At 55.5% G+C, this 24,665-nt stretch carries 23 protein-coding genes; 2 read left to right on the forward strand and 21 right to left on the reverse strand.

Features of this window, described 5'->3' with window-relative positions; genetic code table 11:
* Nucleotides 1-49 precede the first annotated feature (49 nt).
* The 21 genes from DKB62_RS02430 to DKB62_RS02530 all read right to left on the reverse strand — a co-directional run bounded on the left by DKB62_RS02430 (nucleotide 50) and on the right by DKB62_RS02530 (nucleotide 23,248).
* The gene (locus tag DKB62_RS02430; protein WP_107195670.1) at nucleotides 50-1,096 is read right to left on the reverse strand and encodes a glycosyltransferase family 9 protein; all 1,047 of its coding nucleotides are present in this window, start codon (nucleotides 1,094-1,096) and stop codon (nucleotides 50-52) included.
* A complete protein-coding gene (locus DKB62_RS02435; protein WP_107195671.1) occupies nucleotides 1,089-2,123 on the reverse strand; it encodes a glycosyltransferase family 9 protein in 1,035 nt (344 codons plus the stop codon). The genes DKB62_RS02430 and DKB62_RS02435 overlap by 8 nt, the downstream gene beginning before the upstream one ends.
* Complete coding sequence (locus DKB62_RS02440) at nucleotides 2,110-2,631, reverse strand: D-glycero-alpha-D-manno-heptose-1,7-bisphosphate 7-phosphatase (protein WP_107195672.1); 522 nt, start codon at nucleotides 2,629-2,631, stop codon at nucleotides 2,110-2,112. The genes DKB62_RS02435 and DKB62_RS02440 overlap by 14 nt, the downstream gene beginning before the upstream one ends.
* Nucleotides 2,628-3,593, reverse strand: a complete 966-nt coding sequence (gene rfaD, locus DKB62_RS02445) for an ADP-glyceromanno-heptose 6-epimerase (protein WP_107195673.1) — start codon at nucleotides 3,591-3,593, stop codon at nucleotides 2,628-2,630. The genes DKB62_RS02440 and rfaD overlap by 4 nt, the downstream gene beginning before the upstream one ends.
* Nucleotides 3,590-5,071, reverse strand: coding sequence for a D-glycero-beta-D-manno-heptose-7-phosphate kinase (gene rfaE1 / locus DKB62_RS02450; RefSeq protein WP_095629366.1), 1,482 nt, complete (start codon nucleotides 5,069-5,071; stop codon nucleotides 3,590-3,592). The genes rfaD and rfaE1 overlap by 4 nt, the downstream gene beginning before the upstream one ends.
* Nucleotides 5,072-5,073: 2 nt before the next feature.
* Nucleotides 5,074-5,568, reverse strand: coding sequence for a transcriptional regulator NrdR (gene nrdR, locus DKB62_RS02455; RefSeq protein ID WP_087478060.1), 495 nt, complete (start codon nucleotides 5,566-5,568; stop codon nucleotides 5,074-5,076).
* An 83-nt stretch (nucleotides 5,569-5,651) separates the two neighbouring features.
* On the reverse strand, nucleotides 5,652-6,680 hold the full coding sequence (gene ftsZ / locus DKB62_RS02460; protein WP_087478061.1) for a cell division protein FtsZ: 1,029 nt from the start codon (nucleotides 6,678-6,680) through the stop codon (nucleotides 5,652-5,654).
* Nucleotides 6,681-6,860: 180 nt separating this feature from the next.
* Nucleotides 6,861-7,811, reverse strand: a complete 951-nt coding sequence (locus DKB62_RS02465) for a cell division protein FtsQ/DivIB (RefSeq protein ID WP_107195674.1) — start codon at nucleotides 7,809-7,811, stop codon at nucleotides 6,861-6,863.
* 24 nt (nucleotides 7,812-7,835) lie between these two features.
* Entirely contained in the window at nucleotides 7,836-8,765 is a 930-nt protein-coding gene (locus DKB62_RS02470; protein WP_162860322.1) for a D-alanine--D-alanine ligase, read from the reverse strand.
* A gap of 31 nt (nucleotides 8,766-8,796) precedes the next feature.
* On the reverse strand, nucleotides 8,797-10,176 hold the full coding sequence (gene murC / locus DKB62_RS02475; protein WP_087478063.1) for a UDP-N-acetylmuramate--L-alanine ligase: 1,380 nt from the start codon (nucleotides 10,174-10,176) through the stop codon (nucleotides 8,797-8,799).
* A 14-nt stretch (nucleotides 10,177-10,190) separates the two neighbouring features.
* Entirely contained in the window at nucleotides 10,191-11,324 is a 1,134-nt protein-coding gene (gene murG, locus DKB62_RS02480) for an undecaprenyldiphospho-muramoylpentapeptide beta-N-acetylglucosaminyltransferase (RefSeq protein WP_107195675.1), read from the reverse strand.
* A 36-nt stretch (nucleotides 11,325-11,360) separates the two neighbouring features.
* Nucleotides 11,361-12,725, reverse strand: coding sequence for a UDP-N-acetylmuramoyl-L-alanine--D-glutamate ligase (gene murD, locus DKB62_RS02485; RefSeq protein ID WP_095629368.1), 1,365 nt, complete (start codon nucleotides 12,723-12,725; stop codon nucleotides 11,361-11,363).
* A gap of 39 nt (nucleotides 12,726-12,764) precedes the next feature.
* Nucleotides 12,765-13,730 carry a phospho-N-acetylmuramoyl-pentapeptide-transferase gene (mraY, locus tag DKB62_RS02490; protein ID WP_087478066.1) on the reverse strand — a complete coding sequence of 322 codons (966 nt, stop codon included), beginning with the start codon at nucleotides 13,728-13,730 and terminating at the stop codon, nucleotides 12,765-12,767.
* On the reverse strand, nucleotides 13,724-15,106 hold the full coding sequence (locus DKB62_RS02495; protein ID WP_107195676.1) for a UDP-N-acetylmuramoyl-tripeptide--D-alanyl-D-alanine ligase: 1,383 nt from the start codon (nucleotides 15,104-15,106) through the stop codon (nucleotides 13,724-13,726). Before DKB62_RS02495 ends, mraY begins: the two co-directional genes overlap by 7 nt.
* A 4-nt stretch (nucleotides 15,107-15,110) precedes the next feature.
* On the reverse strand, nucleotides 15,111-16,607 hold the full coding sequence (locus DKB62_RS02500) for a UDP-N-acetylmuramoyl-L-alanyl-D-glutamate--2,6-diaminopimelate ligase (protein WP_107195677.1): 1,497 nt from the start codon (nucleotides 16,605-16,607) through the stop codon (nucleotides 15,111-15,113).
* Nucleotides 16,608-16,706: 99 nt separating this feature from the next.
* The gene (locus DKB62_RS12760) at nucleotides 16,707-16,901 is read right to left on the reverse strand and encodes an FtsB/FtsL family cell division protein (protein WP_240320131.1); all 195 of its coding nucleotides are present in this window, start codon (nucleotides 16,899-16,901) and stop codon (nucleotides 16,707-16,709) included.
* A gap of 227 nt (nucleotides 16,902-17,128) precedes the next feature.
* Nucleotides 17,129-18,061, reverse strand: a complete 933-nt coding sequence (gene rsmH, locus DKB62_RS02510; protein WP_107195679.1) for a 16S rRNA (cytosine(1402)-N(4))-methyltransferase RsmH — start codon at nucleotides 18,059-18,061, stop codon at nucleotides 17,129-17,131.
* A gap of 8 nt (nucleotides 18,062-18,069) precedes the next feature.
* Nucleotides 18,070-18,510, reverse strand: coding sequence for a division/cell wall cluster transcriptional repressor MraZ (mraZ, locus tag DKB62_RS02515; RefSeq protein WP_087478071.1), 441 nt, complete (start codon nucleotides 18,508-18,510; stop codon nucleotides 18,070-18,072).
* A 169-nt stretch (nucleotides 18,511-18,679) separates the two neighbouring features.
* The gene (gluQRS, locus tag DKB62_RS02520; protein ID WP_107195680.1) at nucleotides 18,680-19,627 is read right to left on the reverse strand and encodes a tRNA glutamyl-Q(34) synthetase GluQRS; all 948 of its coding nucleotides are present in this window, start codon (nucleotides 19,625-19,627) and stop codon (nucleotides 18,680-18,682) included.
* A gap of 11 nt (nucleotides 19,628-19,638) precedes the next feature.
* Nucleotides 19,639-22,560, reverse strand: a complete 2,922-nt coding sequence (locus DKB62_RS02525) for an insulinase family protein (protein WP_107195681.1) — start codon at nucleotides 22,558-22,560, stop codon at nucleotides 19,639-19,641.
* 43 nt (nucleotides 22,561-22,603) lie between these two features.
* A complete protein-coding gene (locus tag DKB62_RS02530) occupies nucleotides 22,604-23,248 on the reverse strand; it encodes an HAD hydrolase-like protein (protein WP_107195682.1) in 645 nt (214 codons plus the stop codon).
* A gap of 154 nt (nucleotides 23,249-23,402) precedes the next feature.
* Here DKB62_RS02530 and DKB62_RS02535 point away from each other — a divergent pair, with 154 nt between their 5' ends.
* Both DKB62_RS02535 and yfcE read left to right on the forward strand, forming a co-directional pair.
* Nucleotides 23,403-24,047: a sugar O-acetyltransferase gene (locus DKB62_RS02535; protein WP_107195683.1), complete on the forward strand. Its 645-nt coding sequence runs from the start codon at nucleotides 23,403-23,405 to the stop codon at nucleotides 24,045-24,047.
* Between the two features lie 21 nt (nucleotides 24,048-24,068).
* Nucleotides 24,069-24,614, forward strand: a complete 546-nt coding sequence (gene yfcE / locus DKB62_RS02540) for a phosphodiesterase (RefSeq protein WP_107195684.1) — start codon at nucleotides 24,069-24,071, stop codon at nucleotides 24,612-24,614.
* Nucleotides 24,615-24,665: the final 51 nt, after the last annotated feature.

The following is a 24,665-nucleotide window of genomic DNA, read 5'->3' on the forward strand; positions in this document are numbered from 1 at the left end:
CATTATACTCTATTTGCCGCGAAAAGGCAAAAATAAGAAAGAGAAATTCTCATTCTTCTTTATAGCGCTCCAGCAATTCTTCTCCAGCCTGTATTACCTGGCTCAGAGGAATGACGGAAATGCCTTTGTATTTGCCTTCTTTAATGATTTTTTTCATGCTCTTGCCCACTTCGTAATGGGTCGTCGATTCCAATACGATAGCCCGGTCTGTATAGGGCCCGTAAAATTTGGGATTGCTCGGCCCGTACAAGGCGACGAGGGGTACGCGCTGGCTTACGGCAATGTGCATAGGACCGCTGTCGTTCGTAATAAACAGGGAGCAGCGCCTAATCGCAGCGGCCAGTTCGCCGATCGAAAATTTTCCCGTCCCTACGACAGGTTTATGCCGCATCAGCGATACGGCTTCGCCGACCATCTCTTCGTCCATCGTACCGCCAAAGAATACGCACGTATAGCCTTTATCGGCAAAGTAATCGGCGACGGCGGCGAACCGGTCGGGAGGCCAGCGTTTCTGGGGCACGGCGCTGCCGATGTTGAAGCCGACGAGCTTATCATTCGGCCCTACGCCCTGAGACGCGTAGAAATCATCGGCCGTTTTATCCCATGCGGGGCAGGTAACCAGCTGCAGGCCGTCGTTTCGGTAATCGTCGATGCCCAGCTGAACCAGCACGTTGAGATACATATCGGCGGCGTGAAAATGGAGGCGATCCAGCCGCGTATACGTGTCCATAAAAGGCCGAATCAAAAAATGACTCATGCCGACGAACTGCTTCGCCTGGATGGCCGCCGCTAAAAACGATGTCCGTTCATTAGGATGAAGATTTATCAAAATGTCGTAATGATTTTTGTGCAGCTCCCGCCCAATACGCCACAGCGCGCCAACTGAATTGTCCTTGCCTTTTTTGTCGACAGTCACGATATGATCCACGTTCGGATTGTAGCGCACGACGTCGGCCACTTTTTCGTCAACGACGAGGGTGATATCCGATCCGTGAGCATGACGGCGCAGTACCTGCAGAAAGGGCGTAATCAGCACCAAATCGCCTAAATGCATTAAGAAGGTTACGATAATTCGTTTGTGACGCAAATTAATCATTATCTGCCTCCTTTACGATGTCCGTATATGTCTCCCAGACCCTGTCGACGGATATCTGTTTCATGCAGTCCGGGTCGTCGACGAGGGGCTGCTCCTGCGTCGCCGCCGACGTAGGCGAAATAATCATATGGATGTATTCGCTGCGGGCGCCGCCGTACGGCCCCGTCCGATCCGGACAGGTCGGGCCAAACAGGGCGATCAGCTCCTTCTTCAGGGCATTGGCAATATGCAGCGGCCCCGTATCGGCACTGATGTACAAGCGGGACATGGCGATAGCCGCCATGAGCTCGCGTAAACTGGTCTTTCCTGTATAATCAAACAGACGCGGCGACGCAACGCCTTCGGCAATGGCCCTCCCCTTCGGCACATCGTCGCCGCTGCCCAACAGGACGACGTTCATGCCACCTTGGACAACGCGGCGCAGAAACTCCTGCCAATACGGAACAGGCCATTCCTTTACGTCCCACCGCGCGCCGGGCACGACGGCAATATAAGGGCCCGTCATGCCATCGGCAGCAAATCGCCCTGAAAGCGACGCTTTTTCCGCGTCGACAGACGGAAGAGGAAATTCGACGCCGTCTACAGCGCCGCCTAAAGCGCGTACCGTATCCAAATACCGTTCGATGACGTGATCGAATTTATGCGTCCCCGTCAGCCCTTTGCTGACCAGAAAGCTGCCTTCGCGCATTTCCCAGTAGCCGTACTTTTCCTTCGCGCCGCTGCAGAAGGCGACGATCGCGCTTTTGGCCAGCCCCTGCAAATCGAGGCACATATCAAAATGATACTCGTGCAAGGTCCGGCGCAGCTCTTTCAAATAGGACAGCGATTTCAGCCCCTTCTTATCGATATACACGATGTCGTCGATATAAGGTTTGCCCGGCAAAACGGCGGAAAACTGCTTGTGCACAGCCCAGACGATGCGCGCGTCGGGGCAGTTTTCCCGCAGGGCGTACAGCGTCGGCAGGGCGTGCAGCACGTCGCCGAGAGAACTCATTTTGACGATGAGGATATTCTTATATGGTTTCACGGCATTTCCCTTCTTTTACGACCTTTCGGACAAAATCGAGCAGAGAACCGCCTTCAAATAAATACGACGGCACGCCGGCACGTTCGCCGCACTCCACGTCGCGGGGCATATCGCCGATCATAACCGACGAAGCCAGGTCAATATCCCAATCGGCTGCCGCCTGCAAAATCATGCCCGGCGCAGGCTTGCGCCAATCGCTCTTTTTATCGTACGCTTTGACAGGCGCGCCTTCTAAATACGGGCAGTAATACACCGCCATGACCTTGCCGCCGGCTTCTTCAATCTGCCGGCACATCCAGTCGTGAAGGCGCCGCACGTCTTCTTCCGTATAATAGCCGCGGGCGACGCCGCTCTGGTTCGTCACGACGACGACGTCATAGCCTTCTTTCGTCAGCCAGGCGACGGCTTCCTTCGCTCCGTCCATCCATTCAAAATCTTCTACGCGGCTTAAATAACCCTTGTCGACGTTGAGGACGCCGTCGCGGTCAAAAAACACGGCCTTTCTCATTCGTAATACCCGCCGCTCTTTTCGAGGATGCTGCAGTATTCCTTTACCGCTTCGCCGAGAAGGGTAAAGCCCCGGTCATAGCCGGCCTTCATCAGCTTCTGCGTATCAGCCTGGGTATAGCTCTGATATTTTCCCTTAAGGACTTCCGGGAAGGGGACGTACTCGATATGCCCTTTGCCGCAGTAATCGATGATGCCCTGGACAAATTCATTGAACGTATGACCTACGCCGGTGCCGCAGTTGTAAATGCCCGACAGCTCCGGATGTTCCCAGAAATAAAATACGACGTTGACGACGTCTTTGACGTAGATAAAATCGCGAATCTGGCCGCCGTCCTCATAGCCCGCCGTACCGGCAAACAAGGTGATTTTGCCCGTTTCCTGCAGTTCGTTGTATTTTTGGAAAATGAGGGACGCCATGCGGTCCTTGTGATTTTCCTGAGGCCCAAAGACGTTGAAGTACCGGAAGCCTACGATCTGGCTCTTCGCCAAGGGCATGACGCGGCGGACGAAGCGGTCGAACTGCAGCTTGGAATAGGCGTAGGGATTGAGAGCCTGCTCGCACTGCGGTTCTTCGCGGAAGCCGTTCTTGCCGCTGCCGTAGGTCGACGCCGACGATGCATACAGGAAGGGAATCTTGCGCTGCATGCAGTAGCGCAGCAGGTTCTTGCTGCCTTCGTAATTGTTCTTCATCATATAGCGGCCGTCGTAGTTCATCGTATCAGAGCAGGCTCCTTCATGGAATACGACGTCGATATAGCCGCAGTCAAAGGTATCGTCGGCCATCTGCATGTCGAAATCTTCATAGTCCATGTAATCGTAGAACGAAAGGCCCTGCAGATTGCGGCATTTGCGTCCGTCCGTCAAGTCGTCGACGATGAAGATATCGTCGATTCCCCGGTTATTCAGTTGTTTTACTATATTGCTGCCGATAAATCCGGCTCCGCCTGTTACGATTTTCATAGTTTACCCTCCTTCGCCAGAGAGGCGATTTTCTGTACTAATCCCGTCGTAGAATATCCTTCTTCAAAGGATATGATTTCTACGCGTTTTACATATTCCCTGCCGACGACCTCTTCGGCCTTATAGTCGCCGCCCTTTACGAGGATATCCGGCCGCAGCACGCTGAGCAGCTCTGCCGGCGTATCTTCCGTAAACATGACGACTTCGTCGACGCAGCCGAGGGCGCTCAGCAGCACGGCCCGGTCCTCCTCGTGGACAAGAGGGCGCGTTTCGCCCTTCAGACGCCGTACCGACGCGTCGGAATTCAAGCCGACGACGAGGTGCTGTCCCAGCATGGCCGCCTGCTGCAGATACAGGACGTGGCCGCGGTGCAGGATGTCGAAGCAGCCGTTCGTAAAGACGACCGTTTCTCCCTGTTTCTGCCACTGCCGTATTTTTTCCGCCGTTTCTTCCCAGCTCAAGGCCTTGTACGGAGCCCAGCGATTGGGATGCCATTCCTGCCACAGCTTCAGCAGCTCGCTGCGGTGAATCGGATAGGTCCCGACCTTCGTGACGACGATGCCTGCCGCCGCATTGGCAACCTGCAGGCTCGTGCGAATCGACAAATGACTGGCTACAGCCGCCAAAAACGCCGCGGCGACAGTATCACCGGCGCCTGATACGTCGAACACTTCCTGAGCCGTCGCCGGATTGTTCCATACCTTGCCATCCTTGCGGATGACCGTAATCCCCTTCTCCGACCGCGTGACCATGATATGGGCGAAATCATACTGCTCATGGAGCCTGCGCGCCGCATCCACGACGGCCTGGCCTTCGTTAGGTATCTTCTCGCCGCAGCAGTCTCCCAGCTCCTTAATATTAGGCGTCACAAAATCAGCGCCGTTGTACTTGTGCCAGTCGCTGCCCTTCGGGTCGACGAGTATGGGAATTCCCGCCCTGCGGGCCCGTTCGATAACCAGCTGGGACATGCGGTCCGTCAGAACGCCTTTTTTATAATCCGACAAAATCATGCCGTCTAAGCCCTGCGCGATGCGCTGATCCAGCCAGGCCGCCAAGGCGTCTTCTTCTTCCCGTTCAAAGGGGACGGCGTCTTCAAAATCCAGCCGTACCATTTGCTGACGCGAGCCGAGGACCCGCACCTTCGTCGTCGTCACGTGGCCCTTGCGCACGACCATCCCCGTGCCGTCGATGCCGACGTCATCCAGCAGACCGCGCAGAAGAGCGGCGTTTTCATCATCGCCGACTAAGCCGGCTAAATATACGCGGCAGTCTAAATTCGCCAGGTTGGCGGCAACGTTCGCCGCGCCTCCCAGGACCGATGAAATGCGGTTGACCTTATTGACCGGCACAGGCGCTTCCGGAGAAATGCGGTCCACGCTGCCGAAGACGTAACGGTCGACCATGATATCGCCGACGACGGCGATTCGCAGCTTCGGCAATGCATCGTTTAAAAAGTTATCAATATACCCTTCAGTCATACTTACTCCTCAATGTCATGCTGTTCTTCTACGGCTTCCTTCTTTTTCGTTCCCATCAAATGCTCCAGCTCGGCCATAAAGCTTTCCAAATCGGCAAATTTCCGGTATACCGACGCGAAGCGGATATAGGCGACTTCATCGATAGACTTGAGTTCGTCCAAGACCATTTCGCCGATTTTCTCGCTCGTGACTTCCTGAGCCAGAGAATTCCGTATATCCCGTTCTACGTGAGAAACGATGTCTTCCAGCTGCTGCCGCGTTATCATCCGCTTATTGCTGGCCCGCAGCAGACCGTTCAATATCTTGCTGCGGTCGAAGAGCTCGCGGCTGCCGTTGCGCTTAATGACGATGAGCGGCGATTCTTCCACCATCTCGTACGTCGTAAACCGCCGGCCGCAGCTCTGGCACTCCCGGCGGCGGCGAATGGCTCTGCCGTCGTCCGTAGCCCGCGAATCGGTTACTTTGGTATCGTCATGCTTGCAAAAAGGACATTTCATGATGTATTCCTCCTAACGCGCGCGCTGCGCGGGGAATTTTGAAAAAAAGCGGGTCCCTAAGGATCCGCTTTTTACTGTACTGCTTATCTCATCCACGTAGGAATTTCTACGCCGCCGGCATCTTTGGAATCCCCGGCTTTAAGTCCGCCCGCCTGTCCGAAGGAAGGAATCGAAGACGGTTCTTTGCCAAATCCAGTCGCAACGACAGTAATGCGAATCGAATCTTCCATATCCGGGTCAATAACGGAACCGAAGATGATATTGGCATCAGGATCAACAGCTTCGGCAACTTTTTCCGCCGCTTCATTGATTTCATACAAGCTGATATCCGGGCCGCCCGTGACGTTGAGCAGGATGCTCTGCGCGCCGTCAATGCCCATTTCCAGGAGCGGGCTGTGGATCGCGCTGTCGACGGCTTCGACGGCTCTGTTTTCGCCGGAGCCTACGCCGATGCCCATAATCGCTTCGCCCTGATCGGACATAATCGTCTTGACGTCGGCAAAGTCCAGGTTGATGAGGCCTGTCGTCGTAATCAAATCGGAAATGCCCTGCACGCCCTGACGGAGAACGTCGTCGGCTACGAGGAACGCGTCTTTGAGCGGCGTCTTTTTATCGATAATCTGGAGCAGCTTATCGTTCGGAATCGTGATGATCGTATCGACCTTTTCCTTCAGATAGGCCGCGCCCTTTTCAGCCTGTTCCTTACGGCGCTTGCCTTCAAAAGCAAAGGGCTTCGTTACGACGGCGACGGTCAGCGCGCCCATTTCCTTAGCGCATTCCGCTACGATAGGAGCTGCGCCCGTGCCGGTGCCGCCGCCCATGCCGGCCGTGATGAAGACCATATCGGCGCCCTGAAGGGCTTTGATGATTTCTTCCTTGCTTTCCAAAGCTGCCTGTTCGCCGACCTGAGGATTAGCGCCGGCGCCGAGGCCGCGCGTCAGTTTTTCGCCGATCTGGAGCTTAACGTCGGCCTGCGATACTTCCAATACCTGATCTTCCGTATTCACGGAAATGAACTGCACGCCCTGCAGACCGCTTTCTATCATACGGTTGACGGCGTTGTTTCCGCCGCCGCCGACACCAATTACTTTTATATTTGCAAACTCTGCCATACTTCTGTTTCCTCCTTCAAATTCGTCAGCACTGCTATATATAGATAGGATTCTATATTATTTTACACTATATCGGAAAAATTATCTACATCTTTTTTTAAATCTTTCGGGCCGCTCAACGGCTCAGTTACGGGCTTTCGCCTGTCGTCAGCCCCTTTGTCGGAGCGGTCCGGCATCTGATTACTTACTCTTAACAGCCGGAGCGCCGGGCGTCGTGTCAATATATTGAACCAGCAAATGGTTGCTGTCTACTTCCCTCAGCAGCTCGTCAGTAATGGCCGCCCGTTCGACGGGCTTATCGCCCTTGCCCAGATGAACGGGCAGCGAGTCCGTCGTATAGGCAATGATATTGTCCGGATTGCCTACGTTGATTTCAGCCATATGCTTCAATACGTCCGGCGGCAAATTCTGCAAATACTCTAAGCCGGCGCGCAGGGCGGGATCGGCTATGGTATCTCCCAGCAGCAGCGTATCGACCTTTTTCCCAGTCATAATCGGTACGGATACGCCCTGTATCTGCGGCTCTAACTCTATGACGACGCCGTCCTTATCTACATAGGCAAAGCCGTACATCGTCATGACGATAGCAGCCGCCTTCCGCTCGGTCAGCGTCACCTGTATCGTCGCAGGGAACTGCCGTTCTACGACGGCGCTGCTGATGCGCAGATCCTTTTCCAGCCGATTCTTCAGCTCGTCCGGCGACAGCTGCACGACGTTGACGTAGCCCGGAACGCCGGCGGCCCGGTATATATCATCCGTCGTCAGCGTTTCATTTCCCTGAATGACCAGTGTGCCGAAGGGAACGGCGGCGAAGCGCAGAAAGACCCACAGCAGCAGGACGAACAGGACGATGCCGACAGCCGTCAGGCGTCCCTTGCGCTTCTGCTTCCGCTTTTTCTTTATCTTCTCGCGCTTTATGCGCCGCTTCCGACGGCGTGTTTCTTCTTCCTGCAGCTGCTGCCGCCGTTCGGCTTCGCGCCGGTTTCCGTACAAATCGTCCAGCGGATCATGCGCCAAATGGGGCGGCACGAACACGTCGCTCGTATGCTTAAACGCTGCCGCGTTGTCCGGCTTCCGCCGCGAAGTTGTATCCGATGTAAATTGGTAATTACGATAGTTTTCTTTCTTCATGCTACATCCTAACGTACTGTGCAGTTAAAACTTGCCGACAGAGGCTTCCAATAAAATTTTTTCGCACAAGTCTTCAAAGGACAATCCCATCGCGATAGCCGCGTCAGGCACGAGGCTCGTCGCCGTCATGCCGGGCACGGTGTTGATTTCCAGGACGAACGGTTCTCCCTGGCTGTTCGTCATGATGTCGACGCGGGCGACGCCGCTGCACTGGCACAGGTGGAAGACCTGCAGGGCTAAATCCTGCATTTTCTTCGTCAGTTCCGGCGAAATCGGCGCCGGGCAGAGATGCTTCGTCACGCCGGGCGTATATTTCGAATAGTAATCATACCGCCCCGTGCTGGGAACGATTTGAATGACCGGCATAGCCATGTCGTCCATGACGGCGACGGTAAATTCTTCTCCGTCGAGAAAGGCTTCGGCGATGATGGCCGGACCGTAACGGAAGGCTTCATCCAGAGCCGCCCGAATATCCGACGCGTCGCTGACGATGACCGTCCCGATCGTCGACCCCTGGGCCGACGACTTGATGACCACGGGCAGCGAAAAGCGACGCCCAATATCGTCAGCTATATAGTCCAAGCCCTGGGCCGAGAAATAATAGGCGAAGGGAGCCGTCGGAATACCGGCGCCCTGAAAAGCGCATTTGCTCACGACCTTACTCATGCCGACGGCGCTGGCCATGACGCCGGGACCCGTATAGGGAAGGCCCATCATTTCGCAAAGCCCCTGCAGCACGCCGTCTTCGCCGTACCGGCCGTGCAGGGCGTTGAATACGACGTCAATATTTTTTTCCTTAAGCGTCTCTACCAGCCGCTCCGGCACCAGTTCAATCGTCTCTACAGCGTAGCCTTTCGTCGTCAACGCTTTGGCAATAGCCGCGCCGGTATTGCGCGATACTTCTGCTTCCGACGACGGGCCGCCGACGACGACGGCAATTTTTTTCTGTTTCATCGTTTCTATAGTAGTGTTCATGTTTTTAATCTTATCCTTTTGCTTCCGCCAAGTATTGTTCTCCCACTTTATAAATGTCTCCGGCTCCCATGGTAATGATTAAATCCAGCGGCCGGGCATGTTCTTTCAAATATGTGACGACGTCTTCCGTATGGGGAATGTAGATGACGTCCTGTCCGGTCTTTTCGCGAACCTTATCGGCAATAAGCCGGCCCGTCACGCCCGGAATAGGATCTTCGCCGGCGCTGTATACGTCGGTCACAATGAGGACGTCGGCTTTAGCAAAGGCCGAGCCGTAATCTTCAAGAAGGAGCTGCGTCCGCGTATAGCGGTGCGGCTGAAACAGGCAGACGACGCGGTGCGTGCCCATGTCGCGGGCCGCCGTGAGGGTGGCGTTGATTTCCGTCGGGTGATGGGCATAATCGTCGACGACCCATACGTCGCCGGCAAAGCCTTTCGTTTGAAAGCGCCGCTTTGCGCCGTGAAAATGGGACAACGCTGAAGCTACCTGACTGAAGGAAATGCCGCAGCGCAGCGCCACAGCCGTCGTCGCCAGCGCGTTCAGGACATTGTGCCGTCCCGGCACGTTCAGCATCAGTTCGCCCAGCGTCTCGCCGTGAAACAGCACGTCAAAATACAGCTTGCCCTTGGCATAATGGAGATTCCGAGCCTGATAATCCGCCTCAGCCTCGATGCCGTACGTCAGATACCGGCGCTGCAGAGACGGCGCCAGACGGCGGATGTATTCGTTTTCAAAGCACAGGACGGCCAGCCCCTGCTCGGCGTCCAGCTTCTGTATAAACTCCTTAAAGGCTTCGACGACGTTGTCCATGGAGCCGTAATGATCCATGTGATCGGCGTCGATATTGGTTACGACAGCGATATACGGCGACTGCTTCAGGAAGGTCCCGTCGCTTTCGTCGGCTTCGGCAATGACGTATTCGCCTTTGCCTAAAATCGAATTGCTGTGCAGGTAATCGACTTCACCGCCGATGACGATAGTCGGTTCCAGATGGCTTTCTTCAAAGACCTGGCCGAGCATGGACGACGTCGTCGTCTTGCCGTGCGCTCCGGCGACGGATATGCCCTTGCCCCAGGTCATGATATGTACCAGCGCGTCGGACCGATGTATCACCGGGATATGCCTCCGCCGCGCTTCTACTACTTCTGCATTCGTTTCGCGAATTGCCGAAGAGATGACGACGACTTCGGCATCCTGCAGATTTTCCGCCTTCTGGCCGATGCAGATGCGCGCGCCCTGTTCGGCAAATTTATCCGTAATGGCCGACCGCTTGAGGTCCGACCCCGATACGATATATCCTTTTTCTATGAAAACGTTGGCTATTGCCCGCATGCCTGCGCCGGCAATGCCGATAAAATGTACTTTTCGTACGTCGTTGAGATTGACCATGGTCTTACACATCCTTACTTTGCGCTGCTTCCCGTGCGTCGGCGCGCAATCGATAACGCCAGCTTCGCAATGTCGTGAGCGGCTTGAGGCCGGCCCAGAGCCTTGCTGGCCTTGGCCATGGAAGCTAACGCTTCCGGATCTTCTTTTAAATGAAGGATTTCTTCCAGCAAATCCTTACCGGTCAGCATCTTGTCCAGGATCATCTTAGCCGCGCCGCACATGACCAGGGCCTGGGCGTTGTACCGCTGATGATCTTCCGCCGCGTAGGGATAGGGAATCAAAATCGAAGGAACGCCCCGCACCGTCAATTCAGCCAACCCGACAGCGCCGGCACGATATACGGCCAAATCAGCCGCCGCCAACGCTTCCGGCATCTGATGCAGGTACGGTATAATACGGCTTCCCTCGCCGTACCGCCCTTTGCCGTCGATGCCTTCGAGCTGCTTGACGACACGGTCGTACTCGTGGTCTCCCGTAATATGAAGAATCTGTATGTCCTTGACATCCTTAAAATACCGATGCACTTCAATCATGGCCGAGTTGATACTGCGCGCCCCGCGGCTGCCGCCGGCGACGAGGAGCGTAAATTTATGCGGGTCCAGCCCAAGCAGGCTGCGCCCTTCTTCCTTGCTTACCGTCAAAATATCCTTGCGGACAGGATTTCCCGTATACACGAGATTTTCTTTTTTCTTAAACCGGCCGGCCGCTTCCCTATATCCCAGGGCGACGCGGTTGGCAAACTTGCTCAAAATCAAATTGGTCACGCCGGGGATGACGTTTTGCTCCTGCACGAGCGTCGGAATACCGCTCAGGCTGGCCGCCAGCAGCACGGGGCCGCAGACGAATCCGCCCGTACCGATGACGACTTCCGGCTTAAACCGATGAATAATGCGTTCGGCCTTAAATACGCTTCCCGCCGTCTTTCCCAGCGTCACTACGTTGCGGAAGGAAATGCGGCGTTCCAGTCCCCGTACGTCTATGGTCACAAAAGGCAGTCCTTCTTTAGGAATCAGCGTATTTTCCAACCCTATCTTCGAGCCTACGTAGAGAAACTCCGTCGGCTCGATATCGGCAATAGCGCGGGCAATTGTTATTGCCGGATAGATATGGCCGCCTGTTCCGCCTCCTGAAATAATTACTCGACCCATGTTTTTGCCCCCTACCAATCAAAAATAAATATATGGCTATATCGCGTTGACGATTCCCTTGAAGACCCGTCCGCGCTGCTCAAAATTATCGTACATGTCAAAGCTCGAGCATGCCGGAGACAACAGTACGGCCTGCGGCGCTTTGGCAATCTTGCGGGCCATCATAATCGCCCGTTCCATGCTGTATCCGGCTCGGCGAATATCCTTGACGCCGGCCTTCTTCGCTTCCTGTTCAAACCGATCTGCCGCCGCGCCGATCAATATAAGCGTATCGACCTTTTCGGCGGCCAGCTTCATAAACTCGTCGAGAGGTGTCATCTTATCGTAGCCGCCGGCAATCAAGACCAAGTGTCCCGAAAACGCTTCCAGCGCTTTGATAGACGCGTCGGTATTCGTTCCTTTTGAATCATTGTAATAGGTGACGCCGTGAATTGTGCGCACTTTTTCCAGACGGTGCTCTACGCCCCGGAACGATTTCAATACGCCAGAGATCACGTCGAGAGGCACGCCGGCGGCGTAAGCCAGCAGCGACGCAGCCAAACAATTTTGAATATTATGCTTGCCGAATAAATGAAGTTCGTCTTCCCGGCAAATGAGCGTATCCTGGCCGTCCATGCGGAGGATAAGCTGCCCGTCCTGATAAAACGCACCGACAGGCACTTCGCCCTGCGTGGAAAACCAGACGACGCGGCCCGTCATGTCCGGAGCCATGGCCCTGACCAGCGGGTCGTCGTAATTCAGCACAGCCGTATCGTCCCCATCCTGATTGCGGAAAATGCGCTTCTTCGCTTCGGCGTAGGCTTCCATCGTATGATGGCGGTCTAGGTGGTCCGGCGTAATATTCAGGACGACGGCCGCTTTAGCCTTCATCGTCTGCGTAAATTCCAGCTGGAAGCTGGACAATTCCGCTACGACGACGGCTTCCTTCGGCAAATCTGCCGCCTGCTCGGAAAGGCCGATGCCGATATTGCCGCCGACGACAGTCTGACGGCCTGAGGCCTTCATGATTTCCCCCAGCAGGGTCGTCGTCGTCGTCTTCCCGTTCGTACCCGTCACGCCCAATATGTCGGCATCGGTTACGCGGCAGGCTGTTTCTACTTCACTCCAAACGGGCAAACGGCGCGACAGCGCTTCTTTCATAATGGGAATTTCCGGAGAAATAACCGGCGACGGCACGACGATGTCCACGCCGTCCAGCAGCGAATTTTCCTGGCTGCCGAATACGAACTTGACGCCGGCACGCTGCAGCGCCGGCCACGGCTCTTCCGTGCAGTCGATGTCCTTTTTGTCATTGAGAATAACTGCGCCGCCGTGACGGGCCAAGGCCATCGATGCGGCCCGGCCGCTGATACCTGCGCCGATGACCAATATTTTTTTCCCGGAAAAATCCATTATGCTCATTTGCCAACACCTGCTTTGTTCAGATAATATGAATACCCTCTATTTGCACGATAAGACGACGATAATCGCCAATATCGCCATGAGGGCGGAAAAACTCCAAAAAACGGTAACTACCTTTACTTCGCTCCAGCCAGACAGTTCAAAATGATGATGAATAGGGCTCATTTTGAATACGCGCACGCCCCGCGTCTTAAAGGAAACAACCTGAATGATAACCGATAAGGCTTCAATGACGTATAATCCGCCTGCCAGAATGAGAAGCAGCTCCGTCTTCGTCAAGATAGCCATCGCCGCCAGCGCCCCGCCCAAAGCCAGCGAACCTGTATCGCCCATAAACATCTTGGCCGGGTGCTGGTTATAAAACAGAAAGCCCAGGCAGGCGCCGGTCAAGGCCGCGCTGAACACGGCGAAATTGACGTATCCCAGCGCTACGGCAATGACGACGTAGGCCACAGACGTAATCGCGCAGGAACCGGCCGCCAGGCCGTCCAAGCCGTCCGTCAGGTTGACGGCATTGCTGGCTCCGACGATCATGACAAACACAAAGATATAATAGAAGAATCCCAAATCGATCGTAATCGACGTGAAGGGAATCCAAAGAGTCGTAGGAAATTGAAGGAATTCCTTTAAAATGAAGCAAAATACGGCTGCCATAACGAACTGGCCGAGCAATTTCTGCTTGGCTGTCAGCCCCAGATTACGCCGTTTCACCGCTTTGATGCTGTCGTCGAGGAATCCGATGACGCCGTGTCCGAACGTCAGAAACAAAGCCAGGCCCTTGCGCAGATCCGACGGATTGAATACCAGACAGGAGACAACCAAAGCGATCAGAATCAAGATGCCGCCCATCGTCGGCGTCCCGGCTTTATACTTATGGCTCTGCGGGCCTTCTTCCCGTTCAGATTGGCGGGCATGGAATTTCTTTAACTGCCCGATAACCGGCTTGCCCAGCACTAAGGCGATGACCAGGCTGACGGCGAATCCAAATATCAGCGTATTTAACATTCACATGACTTCCTTTCGAAATATGACAGTATTTTTTCCATGGCAAACCCGCGGGACCCTTTCAGCAGCACCGTATCACCCGGCTGCAGCAGTTCTTTCAGGCAGGCGGCGCATTCGTCATGCGTCGCGGCCGTGTAGACCTGCTTCATGCCGCCTTCTCTCGCCGCGCAGGCAATATATCCGGCCAGCTCGCCCATGGTAATGAGGACGTCAATACCCGACGAGGCGATCTCCCGGCCGATGGCTTCATGTTCTTCCCGGGCCCAATCGCCTAATTCCAGCATGCCGCCCAATACGGCAATTTTCCGGCCCGTCGTCAAGGCGCCCAGAGAACGGATAGCCGCGCGCATGGAAGCCGGATTGGCGTTATAGGCGTCGTTGATAAACGTATACGGCGCCAAGGAAATCAGCTCTTCCCGCATGGGCACGCCTTTATACGCCGCCAGGCCGCGCCGGATTTCTTCGGCCGAAAGGCCCGTCAAGCAGCCGACGGCAGCCGCAGCCAATCCGTTATAGGCGTGGTGGCGGCTGATTGCCGGAATCTGCGCCGCGAAGACATCGCTGCCGCAGTGGCAGGTGAAGGTTACGCCCTGCTCGCTTACGGCTATCTGCTCGGCCCAGATATCGTCGCCCGCCTCGGTGCCGTAGGTCAGCACGCTGCCGCGGCATAGGGCGGCCATCGGGGCTACGAAGGAATCGTCGGCATTCAATACGGCCGTGCCCTTTTCGTCAAGAGCCAAAACAAGCTCGCTCTTCGCCTTGGCGATGTTTTCCTGCGACCCCAGGAGTTCAATATGGCTCTTGCCGACGTTCGTCACGACGCCGATAGTCGGCTCGGCAATGGCCGCCAGCTCGGCAATCTGTCCCAAGCCGCGCATGCCCATTTCGACGACGCAGGCTTCGTGCCGTTCCGTCAGCTGCAGCAGCGTGCGCGGCAGGCCGATTTCGTTGTTGAAATTTTTTTCCGTCTGCAGCACGTCATATTTCTGCGACAGGACGGAGGCAATCATATTTCGCGTCGACGTCTTGCCGACGGAGCCCGTTACGGCTACGACGGGAATGGAAAAACGGCGGCGATGGAAGCGGGCCAAAGCCTGATAGGCCTTCAGCGTATCGTCTGCGACGAAAACAGCAATGCCGTACTCTCTGTATTCGTCCCGCATTTCGGACACGATAACGCCGGCCGCGCCCTGCTGCACGGCTTTGCCGACAAAATCATGACCGTCAAACCGCTCGCCCTTGAGGGCTACAAACAACGCGTCCCTGCCGATGACCCGCGTATCCGTTTCCACGCCGGAAAATAAAGTCTTTTCGCCGCTGACGGCGACAGACGCTCCCGTCGCCTCTTGTATTTCTGTCTTCGTAAAGGAAGCCATTTTCTTATCGCCCCTTTAACGCCAGCACGGCCTTGCGCGCTTCTTCGCGATCGTCGAAGTGAATCGTGCAGTCTTTTAAAATCTGATACGTTTCATGACCCTTGCCGGCAATAACGATGATGTCGCCGGTCTGCGCCAGTTCGACGGCTCTCTGGATAGCCGACCGGCGGTCGACGATGACTTCGTGATGCTGGCCCGGCTTGAGGCCCTGCTTTACGCCGGCTTCCACTTCAGCGACAATGGCGTCGGGGTCTTCCGAACGGGGATTGTCCGACGTGACGATGGGAATGTCGGCGTGTTCTGCCGCAATCTTGCCCATGATGGGGCGCTTCGTCCGGTCGCGGTCGCCGCCGCAGCCGAAGACGGCTAAAATACGGTTCGGATGCATGGCACGAGCTGTCGTCAAGGCCTTTTCCAGGCTGTCCGGCGTGTGGGAATAATCGACGACGATGGCAAAATCCTGACCGGCTTCGACGAGCTCGAAGCGGCCTGCTACGGAGTGGAAGGTCTGTATAGCACTGTCGATGATTTCCGTATCGACGCCTTCGGCATGGGCCGCGCCGATAGCCGCCAGCGTATTATATACGTTGAACAAGCCGGTAATATTCATATTCAGATGGACGCTGCCGAAGGGCCCGGTCACGTCGAAGGACGATTTCTTCAGTTCAACGTTCAGATTCGACCCTCTCAAGTCGGCTTCTTTTTCTACGCCATAGGTCAGGACCTTGCACTGGCAGGCCTTGAGGATATCCTTGGACCACGGGTCGTCGATGTTGACGACAGCCGTCTTATTGTCCTTGACATGTTCGCGGAAAGACAAGCCCTTGAATAACTTGGCCTTAGCGGCTACGTAGTCTTCCATCGTCTTGTGAAAATCGAGGTGATCCTGCGTCAAATTCGTGAATACGGCCGTATCGAATTCAATGCCGGCTACGCGGTGCAGGGCCAGGGCATGGCTCGATACTTCCATGACGACGTGGGTCATGCCCTTTTCGTACATGAGCGCTAGGAAGCGCTGCAGCTCGACGACGTCAGGCGTCGTGTTGTGAATGGGCAGCTCTTCGTCGTCGATGAGGGCGTGAATCGTGCCGAGAACGCCGACATGATGGCCGGCAGCCCGCAGAATATGGGCGATGATATGGGTCGTCGTCGTCTTGCCGTTCGTGCCGGTTACGCCGATCATGCGCATCTTGCGGCCGGGATAATCATAGAAATAGGGAACCATGTCTTCCAGCGCATGATGAATATCCGGCACCCGGATCTGCACGGTACCCTTAGGCAATTCCAAATGCTTCGTCGTCAAGACGGCAACGGCGCCTTTTTCCACAGCCTGGACGGCAAAGGAAGCGCCGTCGACGTGAACGCCGGAAATGCATACGAATAAATTTCCCGGCTCGATTTCCCGAGAATCGGCGGCGATGCCCGTAATCGGCGTTTCTACGTTGCCTTCTACGTTGTATATGCCCTTAATTTGCTTGCAAAGTTCGCTTACTGTTTTCATCCTCAAACATCCTCCTCGCAATCTGTATGTACGCATACTCATTTCTATTAAAGCAAACAACAATAGCAGCCTTGGGTAAAGGCTGCTGATGTCATCATATTATCGGCCTGTATGGGCTGCTTCCTTCTGGGAATCGGACGACTGGCCGCCGTACAGCACATACGTCGGCGCAACCATGCCCAGCTGTTTCGTAGCGACCGTATATATCCGCTCAGGTGCTTCCAGCTTGGCAATATCGACGCGTAAGTTCTCATTTTCACGCTGCAGTGCCTGCACCTGTCTTTTTTCATTCATCAGCGCATAACCATAATCAGTTTTAGCCGCAGATAAGGCAATATATGTCAGCAAAAAAAAGCAAATCAGCCCTACTACCGACAAGGTACGCAGGATAAGGCCCGAAAAATTCCTGTCGGCCGGAACCGCCTCCTGCCTCTGCTCTGCATACCGTATGTATCCTGCTTTTCTGGACAACATATTATATCACATCCATTCGACGAATTACTACCAGTACCGTGTAAATATTATTTTCGAATTCCGACACGCAACTTGGCGCTCCGGGCACGCGGATTCTGCTCCAGTTCTTCCGGAGACGGAGAAATAGCCTGCCGCTTCGCTTTCAGTATGGCCTTATGATGGCATGTGCACACGGGAATATCGGGCGGGCAGATGCAGTCCGTAGCCAATAATTTCAGCGTTTGCTTTGTAATGCGGTCTTCTAGCGAATGAAAGGTGATGACGCATATATGTCCCCCAGGCTTAAGCCGGTTGGCCGCGCTTTCCAGCGCATTGCGCAGAATGCCGAGTTCGTCGTTGACTTCGATGCGGATGGCCTGAAAGGTCCGCTTGGCCGGATGGGGGCCGTCCTTTCTGGCGCCGGCTGGAATAGCCTTTTTGATAATCGAGACGAGCTCGCCAGTCCGTTCAATGGCCTTTTCTTTGCGGGCGGCGACGATAAAGGAGGCAATGCGCTTGGCCCAGCGTTCTTCGCCGTACTCCTTGATAATGCGGTACAACTCGCCTTCGCTGTACGAATTGACTACGTCGTAGGCGCTTTTGCCGCGGCTGCGGTCCATGCGCATATCCAGCGGGCCGTCCTGCATGTAAGAAAAGCCCCGTTCCGGCGTGTCGAGCTGATAACTGGATACGCCTAAATCAAACATGACTCCGTCGACGGCGTCGATTCCCAGCTCGTCGAGGACGTCGGACAGCTGGCAGAAATTGCGCTGCACCAGAATATGACGGCAAGTCGTATCTTCCAGCCGCTTCGTCGCCGCGGCGATAGCATCGGCGTCCTGATCGAGCCCGATGAGCAGGCCGTCGTCGTTCAGCCGCTCCGCCAGCGCATGGGAATGGCCGCCGCCGCCGAGAGTACAGTCTACGTAAACCCCGCTGGGATTTCCTATAAGATTGTCAATCGTTTCCTCGCGGAGAACGCTAACATGATGAAACGCCATAATACCTCCTAAAACTCAATATCCAGAGATTCGTCCAGACTTTCGGCGATCTCTTCCATATCCGGCACGATCTTGGCCGCATATTCTTCGTACGCCTCCTGGGCCCAGATTTCTATTTTATCGCCCGTCCCCAGTATGGTCACGTCCTTTTTCAACTGGGCGTACTCGCGCAGCGTCCCCGGAATCAGAATGCGTCCCTGCCGGTCAAATTCAACTTCAGCGGCACTGCCGAACAAAAAGCGCTTGAAAGCCCGGACATTTTCCTTCGAAGCCTTCAGCTTTTTCATGCCGTTGGCCAAATTGATCCACGCTTCCATCGTATACACGGAGAGACAACCTTCCAGTCCACGGGTGACTACGAAGGAAGATCCCAATTCGTCGCGGAATTTCGCAGGCAGGATCACGCGGCCCTTCGCATCGATCGTATGCGAATATTCTCCCATGAACATCTTGTCGTCATCTCCTTCCCGTCGCTTTCACTTTTCACCACATTTTACCACATTTCAACACCTCGTGACAACAAATATCAGCTCATTCGCGGGAACTATATATAAAAAATCACCATGCAGGCTGCATGGTGATTAAAAAGAATAGGTACAGATTCATATTATATTGGGTTTATACGGCGCAAATAGCCTGCATCACATCGTCGTCTACGACGATGTCCTCCTGCCGCAGCGCCGTCAAATCGCAGCGCCGCGCCAGCTCTTCCAGCGGATAACGGGCCCGTTCGGATACCAGGCCGCCTTTGTACGCCAAATAGGATAGTACGCTGTCGCGGTCGGCTCCGCCATCCCGCAGGCTCTCTATCGTAATGCCCTGCTGCCGCTTCGACAAACGGCGGCCTTCTCCGTCGATCAGCATGGGCACGTGAGTGTACTGCGGCGCAGGATAGCCGAGGTATTCGATGAGCCAAATCTGCTGCGCCGTCGACGACAGCAGGTCGCGGCCCCGCAGGACGTGGGTAATGCCCATCATCCCGTCGTCGACGGACACGGCCAGCTGATAGGCATACAAGCCGTCGGCACGACGTACGACGAAATCGCCGCAGGCCCTCGGCAAATACGCTTCCTGCCGGCCATACACGCCGTCGCAGAACGACACGGCGGCAGCGGGCACGTGGACGCGCCACGACGGGTCTTTCTGCATCGCAGCTCGTTCCGCCGCCGTCATGCCGTAGCAATGCCCGTCGTACACGCTTCGCTCGCCGGCGTGGGGCGCTCCGATAGCCTGCAATCTGGCCCGGCTGCAGTAGCAGGGGTACAGCAGGCCGCCGCGCTGCAGCGCCGACAGCGCGCCGTCGTACAGAGCATATCGTTCCTGCTGTGTATACGGCCCGGACGATCCGCCTCTATCGGGCCCTTCGTCCCAGGTCAGCCCCAGCCACTGTAAGTCCCGCATCAGGGCGTCGGCAAATTCCTTTTTCGACCGCTGCTCATCGACGTCTTCCATGCGCAGGACCAGCGTGCCGCCGGCTTGCCGGACCTGAAGCCAGCACAAAAATGCTGTCCACGCGTTTCCCAAATGCATGTACCCCGTCGGGCTGGGCGCAAAACGACCTCTCATGAGCTCACGACCTAATCGGGCAGCGACACGAGATTGCCGAACAAGCTCGCTTCTTCACGGATTTTCCCTTCGCCGCCCATGACGCAGAGATTGCCGTCTTCCATGACCGAGCGGATCAAGGGAGCCAGAGCCCGGATATCGGCGGCCGTCGTCGCCAGCAGCTGATCCCGGCGTTTCTGCGCAACGTCCGGCGTCGTCCCCGTAAAGTAACGGTTCATGGCTTTATCGCCGCGCAGGGACGGCGTAAGGGGCACGTCGATGCGGCTCAGCGTGCCGATGACGTATTTCGTCATTTCCCGTTCAGACACGTCGAAGGTTTCCAAATAATCGGCCAGCTCGTCGTAAGCCTGAACTGTGCTGCCCAAATTCGGGTCCCGATAGGAGCAGAATACCATGTCGCCGTTGTCGTAGAATCGGGTAAAGGCGCCGTACGCGCCGCCCTGCACCCGTATCTTCGTCCACAAATACCCGTACTGCAGAATCGTGTCCAGCACCATGAGCGAGCCGGCGTAGGTGTACCCGTGGTCGCGGAAGTTGCCGCCCTTGGCGACGTACTGCACCGTGCCGCTGGTCATGATGCCTTCGTTCTTTTGTTCCATGACGAAATCGCACAGTTCCGTCCGGCGTTCCCCCTTGGGCATGGCATCAAGCCATTGAGGCAATGCGGCTGCGGCGGCTTTCTTTTCGTCGTCGCTGCCGGTAATTTCGATCGTCAGGCCGGCGCGGACGAAGATTTTCTTCATGACAGCCTGCAGCTTGGCGGCTACTTCGCCGCAGGTTTCGCCGATATTCGCCGCTATCTGGCTGATAAACTGGTAATAGGAAAATTCTCCAGCGTTGCAGAACGCTTCAACTGGCGACGTATAAGACAAAACGCGGTGCATGACGAGGATATGGCCGCGGCGGAAGGCGTCCATATCCCAGCCGGCCTTCGTTTCTTCAATCAGCTCGATCAGCCGTTCCTCATTCGTAAAGACCGTATCGAGGGAAATTTCCTTCAGCAGGCCGACGAGTTTGTCGATATGCTGGCTCAGGACTTTCGCCTTAAACTTGAATACGGGAACGTAATTCTTGTTGTTTTCCCGGTCTGAAAAGGCCGAAACAGTGCTGTCGATACCGCCTGTATGCAGGTCGATCAAAGACGCCAATTCGCCGTAGCCGTGGGCCTTCGTATCCAAGTCGCCCAAGATATCGCTCAGCAAGTAGACATAAGGTAGCTCTTCTGCCGTAATGCCGTGAAGGTCAAAATAGGCGTTGACATAAGTAATGCCGTTCGTCACGTCGGGAACGTGGCAGATATGGACGGAGCCCATCGTTTCTTCGTGCATGACGATCCGCTCCGCCTTATGCTCCAAGTCGTCCCGCGAAAGAGTCGGAATAGACAGCAGCGCTTCCGGAGAATCAGGCGTCGCCTGCCGCTTCTTTAAGGCTTCCGTCGCCGCCATGATGCCGGCAATGTCGTCCTCTGTCAGCGTCGCCTTATAGGCCGCCAGCTTTTCAGCCAGCTCGGCGTCGTGCCGCTCCGTCAGGCCCTGTTCCGGCACGAGGGAAATAAGGGCGTAATACGTATTATCCAGGACGTATTTCTGCAAAATACGTTCATAATAGCCCGTTTCTATGCCGTCGCGCAGTACCTTCAGCGCTCCTTCATAGGCCAGCGGCGCTAACGGATCGCCGTCGTAGAGCCACGAATCCATGCAGCGGATACCGTAAATCAGTCCCTTGGGACGGCCGGCAAAATCGGCTTCGCGGAGCGTAAATTCGATGCGGTTCAGAGCCCCCTCCAGAAGCGTCTTGTCGATGCCTTCCTTCACCATATCGCCCAGTACGCGGCGGACGATAGGCAGTATCTTATCCTGCTTGTCCGGGTCAGAGCCGTTGACGGAAATCCCCCACAAGGGCTGAAGCAGCCCGTCCTGGAAGTCGCCGGAAATATCCTTGCCCACGCCGGCGTCGACGAGGGCTTTTTTCAGAGGCGCAGCCGGCGACAGCAGCAGGACGTACGTCAGGACCTTGAAGGCCAGGCCCAGCGTCGGGTCCAGGGCGTCGTCGACGACGTAAGTCAGGCTATGCAGCGTCTTGTGCTCCATTTTTTCTTCCTTGGCAATGCCGTACGGATAGGTCTTGACGACAGACGGCACCGGCGCCTGACGGCCGATAGCCGAATCGATCGGCTCCTTCGTAAACTTGCTCAGGTATTCGCCGTCTATGAAGGCCAGCGTCGCGTCGATATCCATGTCGCCGTACAGGAAGATATAGCTGTTCGACGGATGGTAATATTTGGCATGGAAGGCTGCGAAGGCTTCCTGCGTCAAGTTGGGAATATCGTCGGGGTCGCCGCCCGATTCGACGCCGTACGTCGTGTCCGGGAACAAGTTCTCCATGACCCGCCGTTCGAGCTGCGAGTCGGGAGACGAGAACACGCCTTTCATTTCATTATATACGACGCCGCAGTACGTCAAAGGCGCATCGGGCGATTCCAGCTCGTAATGCCAGCCTTCCTGCATGAGAACCTGTTCGTCCGTCAGCATATTCGGGAAAAAGACGGCGTCCAGATACACATCCATCAGATTTTTGAAATCGACGGCATTCCGGCTGGCTACGGGGTACATCGTCTTGTCGGGAAAGGTCATGGCGTTCAGGAACGTATTCAGCGAGCCCTTGACCAATTCGACAAAGGGTTCCTTCAGCGGAAATTTCCGCGAGCCGCACAAGACGGAGTGCTCGCAGATATGAGGCACGCCGGTACTGTCCGACGGCGTCGTGCGGAAGGAAATGGAAAATACCTTGTTATCGTCTTCATTTTGAATATATAATACGCGCGCTCCCGACTGCAGGTGCTCCATTTCGTAGGCCTGGCTTTCCAGCTCCTTGACGAAGACCGAGCGGGTTACGCGAAATCCATGGAGCGTACTCCCTGTTTCTAATTTCATCAGCATTCCTCTTTTCTCTGTTGTCATTACCGATATTATATTATTATTGTAAAATAAGGGTTTCTAACTCCGCCACGGAAGAAACGAAGAAATCCGGCGGAAACTTCCGCCGTTCCTCTTCGTTGCCGTAGCCGTAGCCGACAACGATGACCGGCAGGCCCGTTTCGCGGGCCCCGCAGACGTCGTACTGCCTGTCGCCGACCATAACGGCCCGTTTCGCTTCATCCGGACCGATGTACTGCAAAATGCGGCGTATAATGTCGGCCTTCGTGTCCGTACCGCCTACGGCCGGTCCGGCAATCCTTTCGACGTACGGCGCGATGCCGAATTTTTCGCAGATAGCCTTAGCGTGAACTTCCGGCTTGGACGTGGCGACGAAGGAGCGGACGCCCCGTTCCTGCAGGTGATGCAACATGGGAACGACGCCGTCGAAGGCCCGGTTTTCAAACTTGCCTATCGTGCTGTAGCGCTGCTGGAAATGAGCGTACGTTTCCCGCGCCTTTTCCTCGGAAAATCCAAAGGTATCGCGAAACGTCGTAACCAGCGGCGGCCCGACGATAATATGCTGATCCAGCCGGCCTTCCGTCGTTTCGCCCATCTGTATGAGGGCATATTCAACAGACTTGATGATTCCTTCCTTCGAATCGGTCAGCGTGCCGTCTAAATCAAATAAAACGGATGTATACATACAAAACCTCCCTAATAGTTTCCAATCAGACCATATATACTATATCATGTTTGCCATTGCCATGCTAGAGGGCGTCCCGTCACGGTTGCTTCGCTCCGGAAAATGAAGTACTATACTATATATACAGTTTAAACTTATAAGGAGGCGATACGCCGTGACAGAAGAAGAAAAAATTTTCGCCGGATATATCTTCAACAACCGCTCGCCGGAACTGGTGGCGATGAAGCACAAGGCCCACAGCGCCTGCCTGCGCTTCAACCAGATGGATGAATACGACCTGCAGCGCCTGCCTATCGTCAGGGAGTTTATCGGAGCCATTGGAAAGGTGTATTACTTCCAGGGACCCATTCAATTTAACTACGGCTGCCATACCTTCATCGGCGAAAATTTCTTCGCCAACTTCAACCTCACCGTCATGGACGACGCCCGCATTTATATCGGCGACAACGTCTGCTTCGGCCCCAACGTATCGCTTATGGCAACGAATCATCCCCTTCTGCCGCAGGAACGGCTCGGCCTCGACAATGAAGGGCGCATGACCATGGCCGAGTACGCCGAAGACATCCATATCGGCCATAACGTCTGGCTGGCCTGCAACGTCACCGTCCTGGGCGGCGTGCGCATCGGCGACAACGTCGTCATCGGCGCCGGCAGCGTCGTCACCAAGGACATCCCCGACGGCTATCTGGCCTACGGCAATCCCTGCCGCCCCGTGCGCAGGATCACGGAACAGGACAGCCAAGTACGCCGCATGCTGCCGGAAGACCGGGAATATTTCAAACATAATTTTAAACTGTAATAATACGTAGGAGGTACGACGATGAAACTCATGATTGCTTCAGATATCCACGGCTCCGCATCCTGTTGCCGCAGATTGCTGGATGCCTTTCGCCGCGAGGAGGCACAGAAATTAGTCCTGTTAGGCGATATCCTGTATCACGGCCCGCGCAACGACTTGCCGAAGGAATACTGTCCCAAAGACGTAGCCGCCATGCTGAACGCCGCAAAGGACCGCATCCTCTGCGTACAGGGAAACTGCGACGCAGCCGTCGACCAGATGGTGCTGGACTTTCCCATTATGGCCAGCTACGCCCTCCTCTATTTAGGGAAGCGAACGGTCTTCGCAACGCACGGCGACGTCTTCAACACGGCGGCTCCGCCTCCCCTCGGCGCCGGCGACATCCTTCTTCACGGCCACACGCACGTGCCGGCCTGGGAACCCTTCGGCAACGGCAATCTATACCTGAATCCCGGCTCGATTTCCCTGCCCAAGGAAAACACGCCTGCCGGATATATGGTCATGACGGCCGACGAATGCCAATGGAAAACCATGGACGGCAGCCTGTACCATGCCTTGACGTTGTAAAATCGTCCGGCAGCGTCCTAAAAAGCAAAAAACGGATTCATCAAGACCAGG

The sequence above is a fragment of the Megasphaera stantonii genome, from assembly GCF_003367905.1.
GTDB classification, from domain to species: domain Bacteria; phylum Bacillota; class Negativicutes; order Veillonellales; family Megasphaeraceae; genus Megasphaera; species Megasphaera stantonii.

Excerpts from the sequence above, each read along its gene's own strand:
- DKB62_RS02430 (WP_107195670.1), bottom strand. The coding sequence starts at position 1,096 with ATGATTAATTTGCGTCACAAACGAATTATCGTAACCTTCTTAATGCAT.
- DKB62_RS02440 (WP_107195672.1), bottom strand. The coding sequence starts at position 2,631 with ATGAGAAAGGCCGTGTTTTTTGACCGCGACGGCGTCCTCAACGTCGAC.
- rfaD (WP_107195673.1), bottom strand. The coding sequence starts at position 3,593 with ATGAAAATCGTAACAGGCGGAGCCGGATTTATCGGCAGCAATATAGTA.
- rfaE1 (WP_095629366.1), bottom strand. The coding sequence starts at position 5,071 with ATGACTGAAGGGTATATTGATAACTTTTTAAACGATGCATTGCCGAAG.
- nrdR (WP_087478060.1), bottom strand. The coding sequence starts at position 5,568 with ATGAAATGTCCTTTTTGCAAGCATGACGATACCAAAGTAACCGATTCG.
- ftsZ (WP_087478061.1), bottom strand. The coding sequence starts at position 6,680 with ATGGCAGAGTTTGCAAATATAAAAGTAATTGGTGTCGGCGGCGGCGGA.
- DKB62_RS02465 (WP_107195674.1), bottom strand. The coding sequence starts at position 7,811 with ATGAAGAAAGAAAACTATCGTAATTACCAATTTACATCGGATACAACT.
- DKB62_RS02470 (WP_162860322.1), bottom strand. The coding sequence starts at position 8,765 with ATGAAACAGAAAAAAATTGCCGTCGTCGTCGGCGGCCCGTCGTCGGAA.
- murC (WP_087478063.1), bottom strand. The coding sequence starts at position 10,176 with ATGGTCAATCTCAACGACGTACGAAAAGTACATTTTATCGGCATTGCC.
- murG (WP_107195675.1), bottom strand. The coding sequence starts at position 11,324 with ATGGGTCGAGTAATTATTTCAGGAGGCGGAACAGGCGGCCATATCTAT.
- murD (WP_095629368.1), bottom strand. The coding sequence starts at position 12,725 with ATGAGCATAATGGATTTTTCCGGGAAAAAAATATTGGTCATCGGCGCA.
- mraY (WP_087478066.1), bottom strand. The coding sequence starts at position 13,730 with ATGTTAAATACGCTGATATTTGGATTCGCCGTCAGCCTGGTCATCGCC.
- DKB62_RS02495 (WP_107195676.1), bottom strand. The coding sequence starts at position 15,106 with ATGGCTTCCTTTACGAAGACAGAAATACAAGAGGCGACGGGAGCGTCT.
- DKB62_RS02500 (WP_107195677.1), bottom strand. The coding sequence starts at position 16,607 with ATGAAAACAGTAAGCGAACTTTGCAAGCAAATTAAGGGCATATACAAC.
- DKB62_RS12760 (WP_240320131.1), bottom strand. The coding sequence starts at position 16,901 with ATGAATGAAAAAAGACAGGTGCAGGCACTGCAGCGTGAAAATGAGAAC.
- rsmH (WP_107195679.1), bottom strand. The coding sequence starts at position 18,061 with ATGGCGTTTCATCATGTTAGCGTTCTCCGCGAGGAAACGATTGACAAT.
- mraZ (WP_087478071.1), bottom strand. The coding sequence starts at position 18,510 with ATGTTCATGGGAGAATATTCGCATACGATCGATGCGAAGGGCCGCGTG.
- gluQRS (WP_107195680.1), bottom strand. The coding sequence starts at position 19,627 with ATGAGAGGTCGTTTTGCGCCCAGCCCGACGGGGTACATGCATTTGGGA.
- DKB62_RS02525 (WP_107195681.1), bottom strand. The coding sequence starts at position 22,560 with ATGAAATTAGAAACAGGGAGTACGCTCCATGGATTTCGCGTAACCCGC.
- DKB62_RS02530 (WP_107195682.1), bottom strand. The coding sequence starts at position 23,248 with ATGTATACATCCGTTTTATTTGATTTAGACGGCACGCTGACCGATTCG.
- yfcE (WP_107195684.1), top strand. The coding sequence starts at position 24,069 with ATGAAACTCATGATTGCTTCAGATATCCACGGCTCCGCATCCTGTTGC.